This is a genomic window from Sulfuritalea sp. (assembly GCF_031426875.1).
Classification (GTDB): domain Bacteria; phylum Pseudomonadota; class Gammaproteobacteria; order Burkholderiales; family Rhodocyclaceae; genus Sulfuritalea.
In genome coordinates this window covers 1-5,978 of record NZ_JASJPC010000056.1, presented here as the reverse complement: position 1 = coordinate 5,978, position 5,978 = coordinate 1, and the positions used below count along the sequence as shown (strand labels likewise).

Sequence of the window (5,978 nt, the reverse complement as noted above, 5' to 3'; positions counted from 1 at the left end):
CGCCGATGATATTGCACTTCACCGTGTGAGAAAGTAGGTCAACGCCAGACTCCCCCACAAAACCCCCTCCGGATTGCCGGTAGGGGGTTTTTGGCTTTGGGGCTGTATGACTTTTCGCATAACACTTGCCGCTATGCGCACAACTTCAATTATGTCGAATGGGCACGACGGGGATTTCCGCTTTGCCGGCCAAGAATCGATGGCTATTGCCGGCACCAAAGTTGGGATTTTTCTGTTGTAGGAAAACCACAAAAACACCACTACGGTGCAAGAAACAGTCGGCGATGATTGTCTGACGCCAGACGGTAAAGCAGAATGCTCCCAGCTTCCCGGATTCGGGCAGTGACAGCGAACAGTGACCGACCACGTGGTGTCATTGCAAGCTGTTAATAACCAACTCTCTTTGGAGAAATATATGCAAAAGAAACTAATCGCTCTGGCTGTTGCTGGTCTGGTTTCCGGTGGCGCCTTCGCCCAGTCGAACGTGACCATTTCCGGCGGCATTTTCATGGGCTATGACAGCAACAAGACCAGCGGCGGCACGGCCACCGGTGGCTTTGGTACCGTCAATCGCGTGACCGACCATTCGAGCAACCTCAATATCAACGGTTCCGAGGATCTCGGCGGCGGCATGAAGGCCGTGTTCCAGATCGATACCCGTTTCGGCCTGGATGCGCCTGGCGGTACTTGGGCGGGCGGCAACTCCCATGTTGGCCTGTCGGGCAACTGGGGCCGCGTGATTGCCGGCAAGCAGGATCTGCACTACAACGAACTCGCCGGCGGCCTCGGCGCCATGCGCGTCCGCTCACTGCAGTCGCTGCTCGGCCACGGCATCATGAGCGAAGTCAATGGCGTCGCGATCACCCCGCGCACCCGTTCCAACAACGTCGTGATGTACAACAGCCCGAACATGAGCGGCTTCGCCGTTCAGGTGGCTGGTTCGACTGCAGCCTTTGCCGCAGCTGAAGGTGGCCAGGCTGCAGACGGCTCCAAGGGCAGCGCATGGAACCTGACGGCGAAGTATGCCAACGGCCCGATCAACGCTGGCTACAGCTACTGGCAGAACAACGAAGAAGGCGGCAATGGCGCGACGGCGGCTACCGCTGCTTCCGACCAGCGTTCCAACCGCATTTGGGGTCGCTACACCCTGCCGATGGGCTTGGCGCTGGGTCTGGGCTGGGATTCGTCGAAGTACGACAGCGACGTGACCGCCAACACCAACTGGGTCAAGCGTAATGCGTGGCAGGCCACCGGCCAGTACACCATGGGCGCCAATGCCTTCTATCTGCAGTACGCCAAGGCCGGCAACACCTCTGGCGCTGGCGCTGCCGATTCGGGTTCCGGTGCCAAGGCCTGGATGTTGGGCTATGACTACGCGCTGTCGAAGCGCACCAACGTCGGTATCAGCTACACCGAAGTCAAGAACGACAGCACCAGCGGCACCTATGACTTCTTCGCTTCTGCTACTCCGACGGCCGGTGTGGGCAACAAGTCGGCCCAATGGCATCTGGGCATGTCGCACTCGTTCTAAATCTGATTGGGGTTCGACCCCAGGAAGATGCAGCATCTCAAACGGCCACCTTCGGGAGGCCGTTTTTTTGGCTTTCGCCTGGATGAGCGGCTTCCACAACGGTTCCTTGTCGCAGGCGAAGTTTCGGTCATCGGTAAGCGCGCATGAAAAAGCCACCCGAAGGTGGTTCTCTCGGAGAGTAATAGCAAGAGTAATAGGGGACAGACCACGGTTTTCTGTTAGCCTTCGTCCATTCTTTCGCTGGCGGAGTGCCCTATGCCACGTCGTGCGCGCCTTGCCCTGCCGGGTGTTCCCCTCCATTTGATTCAGCGCGGCAATAACCGCCAGGCGTGTTTTTTCGCCGACGAGGACTACCGGTTCTACCTTGACTGGCTGGCCGAACACGCCGCCAAGACCGGTTGCCGCATCCATGCCTATGTGCTGATGACCAATCACGTCCATCTGATGATATCGGTAGATTGCCCTGAAGCGCCGGGGGCGTTGATGAAGTTGCAGGGACAGCGTTACGTGCAGTATGTGAATCGTGTCTATCGGCGCAGCGGCACGCTATGGGAGGGCCGCTTTCGTTCATGCCCGATTCAGGAAGAGATTTACCTGCTGGCCTGCCAGCGCTATATCGAACTGAATCCGGTGCGGGCCGGCATGGTTGGTCATCCCGGCGAATACCGCTGGTCGAGCTACCGGGCGAACGGGCAGGGAGAGGATGACGTCCTGGTCAGGCCGCATACACTCTACGAGGCGCTCGGAATCGATGCCACCCACCGGCAAGCGGCCTATCGGGAGCTGTTCCGCCATGAGCTGGATCCGGGTCTGGTGGACGAGATTCGGCGGGCAGCCAATGGCAACTTCCTCTTGGCGGACGGACGCTTCGCTGCGGAAGTGGCGGCGATGCTGGGCCGGAGGGTGCTGCCGGGAAAATCGGGCCGACCGCGCAAGGTAGTGGCGCCAGAGTCGGCCGATTTGTTCGGAGAGTGAACTGGAAACCGTGGTCTGTCCCAAGTTAACGACGCAACCTTTTCCTGCCACTCTCCCTCTGACAGCCCACCAGCCCGCTTATTTTGCCAACGCTACCGGTACGTAGGGGCTTGCCGGGTTAACTGTCAGCGTTTGACTCGACGGATGAAGCACCAGGTCCATCATTTCCATGGGCACGGCACCTAGAAGTGGTTCGTCTCCCAGTACCAGGGCGGATAGATCGCAATATCGATCGGCGAAATGAACACGAAGCGGTCCAATCATCGGTACGGCTTTGCGTGATCCGTCGGCCAAAATGATTTCGCGGGTTCCAGCTTCTTCGGTATCAAAACCCAACTGAACCGCAATGTGCTGAGGCACGGTAAGAAACACCGAACCCGAATCGACGAGCGCTTTGACTTCCAGGCGCCGCTTTGGAAAAATTGATTCCAGTGCGATTTCTGCGTAGGTAATTCCCATTCGATTACTCCGATCCAAGGTAAATCGTCGGCTGCCTATCGGTCAGCTTTCGCGCTACTTTACCGCAAAGAAATTCTGATCGTCAGAGCAGGACCAGATTATCGCGGTGGATCAGTTCCGCGCTGTCGATATAGCCGAGCAGGGCTTCGATGTCCTGGGTGCCGTGGCCGGCAATGCGGCGGGCTTCGGAGCTTGAATAATTGACCAGGCCTCGCGCGATTTCGCGGCCCTCGGGGCCGCGGCAGGCGACGGCCGCGCCGCGTTCGAAGTCGCCATCGACGCGAACCACGCCGACGGCTAGCAGACTGCGGCCGTCAGCCAGCGCCAGCACCGCCCCCGCGTCGAGCGTCAGCGCGCCTGCCAGTTGCAGATGGTCGGCCAGCCATTGCTTGCGCGCCGCCAGCGGGGATTCGGCGGCGTAGAGCAAGGTGCCGATGGGTTCGCCGCGCGCCGCGGCCAGCAGCGAATCGGGTTCGCGGCCGCTGACGATCAGGGTATGCGCGCCACTTCTGGCCGCGCGCTGTGCGGCACGTATCTTGGTAATCATGCCGCCCTTGCTGATGCCCGAGCCGGCGCCGCCGGCCATGGCCTCGAAGCGGCGATCGTCGGCGCGTCCTTCACCAATCAGCGTGGCGGTCGGGTCGAGGCGCGGATCGGCACTGTAGAGGCCTTTCTGGTCGGTGAGAATGATCAGCGCTTCGGCCTCGATCAGGTTGGCGACCAGCGCCCCCAGCGTGTCGTTGTCGCCGAACTTGATTTCGTCGGTGACCACCGTGTCGTTCTCGTTGATGATGGGCACGACGCCAAGGTCGAGCAGGGTCTGCAGGGTCGAGCGGGCATTCAGATAGCGCGTGCGATCCGCCAGGTCTTCGTGGGTCAGCAGGATCTGGGCGGCTTTGAGGCCGTGGTTGATGAAGGTTGTCTCGTAGGCCTGGGCCAGGCCCATCTGGCCCACCGCGGCGGCGGCCTGCAGATCGTGCATGGCATGCGGCCTTGTTGTCCAGCCCAGGCGCTGCATGCCGGCGGCAATCGCGCCCGAGGAGACCAGCAGCACCTGCCGTCCTTCGGAGTGCAGCGCGGCGATCTGCCGCGCGCATTCGGCGATGAAGTCGTGCGCCAAACCCTCGCCGTTGTTGGTCACCAGCGCGCTGCCGACCTTGACCACCAGGCGCTTCGCGTCAGCTATCTGCCGTCTCATGTTTTCGATGCTGTTCCAGATAATCCATCACGGCAAACGTGACCTCCCGGCAACCGGTTCCCGAAATGGCGGAAACGACGAAATGCTTTTTCGGTTTGTAGCTCTTTACCAGCGCCGCGACCCGTGCTTCGCGTTCCTCCTCCGGCACCAGGTCGATCTTGTTGATCAGCAGCCAGCGCGGCTTCTTGTATAGCGCCTGATCGTATTTCTTCAGTTCCTTGAGGATTGCCTTGGCATCCTTGGCCGGATCGGCGTCAGGATCGAAGGGCGAAATATCCACCAGATGCAGCAGCAGGCCGGTCCGCTGCAGATGCTTGAGGAAGCGATGGCCAAGGCCGGCGCCTTCCGCCGCACCTTCGATCAGGCCCGGAATGTCGGCAATGACGAAGCTGCGGTTGTCATCGACGCGCACCACGCCCAGATTCGGGTAAAGCGTGGTGAAGGGGTAATCCGCGACCTTGGGCTTGGCCGCCGAAACCGCGCGGATGAAGGTGGATTTGCCGGCATTGGGCAGGCCCAGCAGGCCGACATCGGCCAGCACCTTGAGCTCCAGTTTCAGTTCGCGCTTTTCCCCTTCCTGCCCCGGCGTGTTCTGCCGCGGTGCACGGTTGGTGCTGGACTTGAAGTGCGAATTGCCGAGGCCGCCGATGCCGCCCTTGGCGATCAGCACGCGCTTGCCGTCGGTATCGAGGTCGGCGATGACTTCGCCGGTTTCGCCGTCGGTGATCACGGTGCCGACCGGCATGCGCAGTTCCAGGTCTTCCCCGCCCTTGCCGTAGCGGTCCGAGCCATGGCCGTTCTCGCCCTTCTGGCCGCGAAACACGCGGGTGTAGCGAAAGTCGATCAGGGTGTTGAGATTGCGGTCGGCTGTGGCCCAGATGCTCGCACCCTTGCCGCCGTCGCCGCCGTCCGGTCCGCCGAGAGGAATGTATTTCTCGCGGCGGAACGAGACGGCGCCATTGCCGCCATCGCCGGCAAGGACTTCGATGCGAGCTTCGTCAAAGAATTTCATGGATTTTCGGGGGCCAGAAGCGCGAAAGCCCTATCTCGACGATAGGGCTTTCGTCGCGGAAGGATTGGCTGCTTAGGCGGCGGCCGGAACGATGCTGACCACGCGACGCTTGGTCGGGCCCTTGACGGCGAACAGCACCGTCCCTTCGATCTTGGCGAACAGCGTGTGGTCCTTGCCCATGCCGACGTTGTCGCCGGGATGGAACTCGGTGCCGCGCTGACGCACGATGATGCTGCCGGCAGAAATCAATTCGCCGCCATAGCTCTTGACGCCAAGGCGTTTCGATTCCGAGTCGCGGCCGTTGCGGGAACTGCCGCCTGCTTTTTTGTGTGCCATGTTTTAGCTCCTGATTCTCTCGTCGGGCTCAGGCGGCAATGCCGCTGATCTCGATTTCGGTGAAGTTTTGGCGATGGCCCTGGTGCTTCTGGTAGTGCTTGCGACGGCGCATCTTGAAAATGGTGACCTTGGGATGACGGCCCTGAGATATCACTTTCGCGGTGACCGTGGCACCGGCGAGCATGGGAGAACCGATCTTGACCGATTCGCCTTCGCCGACCATGAGCACCTGGTCGAGAGTGATTTCAGTGCCTACATCAGCCGGTATCTGTTCTATTTTGAGTTTTTCGCCGGCAGCAACGCGATACTGCTTGCCACCGGTTTTTATGACCGCATACATGATGAGAGACTCCAATGGGATGACGCAAAGAACCGCGCAGTATACAGAGGGATGGGCGGCAGGTCAAATTATAGCATTGTCCAATGGGGTATGAGTCTGAGCGAGAGACGTGAATCCAACGGGGTAT

At 60.4% G+C, this 5,978-nt stretch carries 7 protein-coding genes; 2 read left to right on the top strand and 5 right to left on the bottom strand.

Annotated elements, in window-relative coordinates; genetic code table 11:
- Nucleotides 1-355 precede the first annotated feature (355 nt).
- Together RMO95_RS20825 and RMO95_RS20820 are read left to right on the top strand one after the other, a co-directional pair.
- Nucleotides 356-1,531: a porin gene (locus RMO95_RS20825; protein WP_310452601.1), complete on the top strand. Its 1,176-nt coding sequence runs from the start codon at nt 356-358 to the stop codon at nt 1,529-1,531.
- Between the two features lie 255 nt (nt 1,532-1,786).
- Nucleotides 1,787-2,506 (top strand): transposase, encoded by a 720-nt coding sequence (locus RMO95_RS20820; RefSeq protein ID WP_310452600.1) that lies wholly within the window; start codon nt 1,787-1,789, stop codon nt 2,504-2,506.
- A 78-nt stretch (nt 2,507-2,584) separates the two neighbouring features.
- Here RMO95_RS20820 and RMO95_RS20815 read toward each other — a convergent pair whose 3' ends face one another.
- From RMO95_RS20815 to rplU, 5 genes are all read right to left on the bottom strand, one after another.
- Complete coding sequence (locus RMO95_RS20815; RefSeq protein WP_310452599.1) at nt 2,585-2,965, bottom strand: hypothetical protein; 381 nt, start codon at nt 2,963-2,965, stop codon at nt 2,585-2,587.
- An 82-nt stretch (nt 2,966-3,047) separates the two neighbouring features.
- Nucleotides 3,048-4,163, bottom strand: a complete 1,116-nt coding sequence (proB, locus tag RMO95_RS20810) for a glutamate 5-kinase (RefSeq protein ID WP_310452598.1) — start codon at nt 4,161-4,163, stop codon at nt 3,048-3,050.
- Nucleotides 4,144-5,175 (bottom strand): Obg family GTPase CgtA, encoded by a 1,032-nt coding sequence (gene cgtA, locus RMO95_RS20805; RefSeq protein ID WP_310452597.1) that lies wholly within the window; start codon nt 5,173-5,175, stop codon nt 4,144-4,146. The genes proB and cgtA overlap by 20 nt, the downstream gene beginning before the upstream one ends.
- A gap of 72 nt (nt 5,176-5,247) precedes the next feature.
- Nucleotides 5,248-5,511, bottom strand: a complete 264-nt coding sequence (rpmA, locus tag RMO95_RS20800; RefSeq protein WP_310452596.1) for a 50S ribosomal protein L27 — start codon at nt 5,509-5,511, stop codon at nt 5,248-5,250.
- Nucleotides 5,512-5,539: 28 nt separating this feature from the next.
- The gene (gene rplU, locus RMO95_RS20795; protein WP_310452595.1) at nt 5,540-5,851 is read right to left on the bottom strand and encodes a 50S ribosomal protein L21; all 312 of its coding nucleotides are present in this window, start codon (nt 5,849-5,851) and stop codon (nt 5,540-5,542) included.
- Nucleotides 5,852-5,978: the final 127 nt, after the last annotated feature.

What these genes read in the sequence shown, in the direction of transcription:
- RMO95_RS20815 (WP_310452599.1), bottom strand. Translation starts at nt 2,965, where the DNA reads ATGGGAATTACCTACGCAGAAATCGCACTGGAATCAATTTTTCCAAAG.
- cgtA (WP_310452597.1), bottom strand. Translation starts at nt 5,175, where the DNA reads ATGAAATTCTTTGACGAAGCTCGCATCGAAGTCCTTGCCGGCGATGGC.
- proB (WP_310452598.1), bottom strand. Translation starts at nt 4,163, where the DNA reads ATGAGACGGCAGATAGCTGACGCGAAGCGCCTGGTGGTCAAGGTCGGC.
- rpmA (WP_310452596.1), bottom strand. Translation starts at nt 5,511, where the DNA reads ATGGCACACAAAAAAGCAGGCGGCAGTTCCCGCAACGGCCGCGACTCG.
- rplU (WP_310452595.1), bottom strand. Translation starts at nt 5,851, where the DNA reads ATGTATGCGGTCATAAAAACCGGTGGCAAGCAGTATCGCGTTGCTGCC.
- RMO95_RS20820 (WP_310452600.1), top strand. Translation starts at nt 1,787, where the DNA reads ATGCCACGTCGTGCGCGCCTTGCCCTGCCGGGTGTTCCCCTCCATTTG.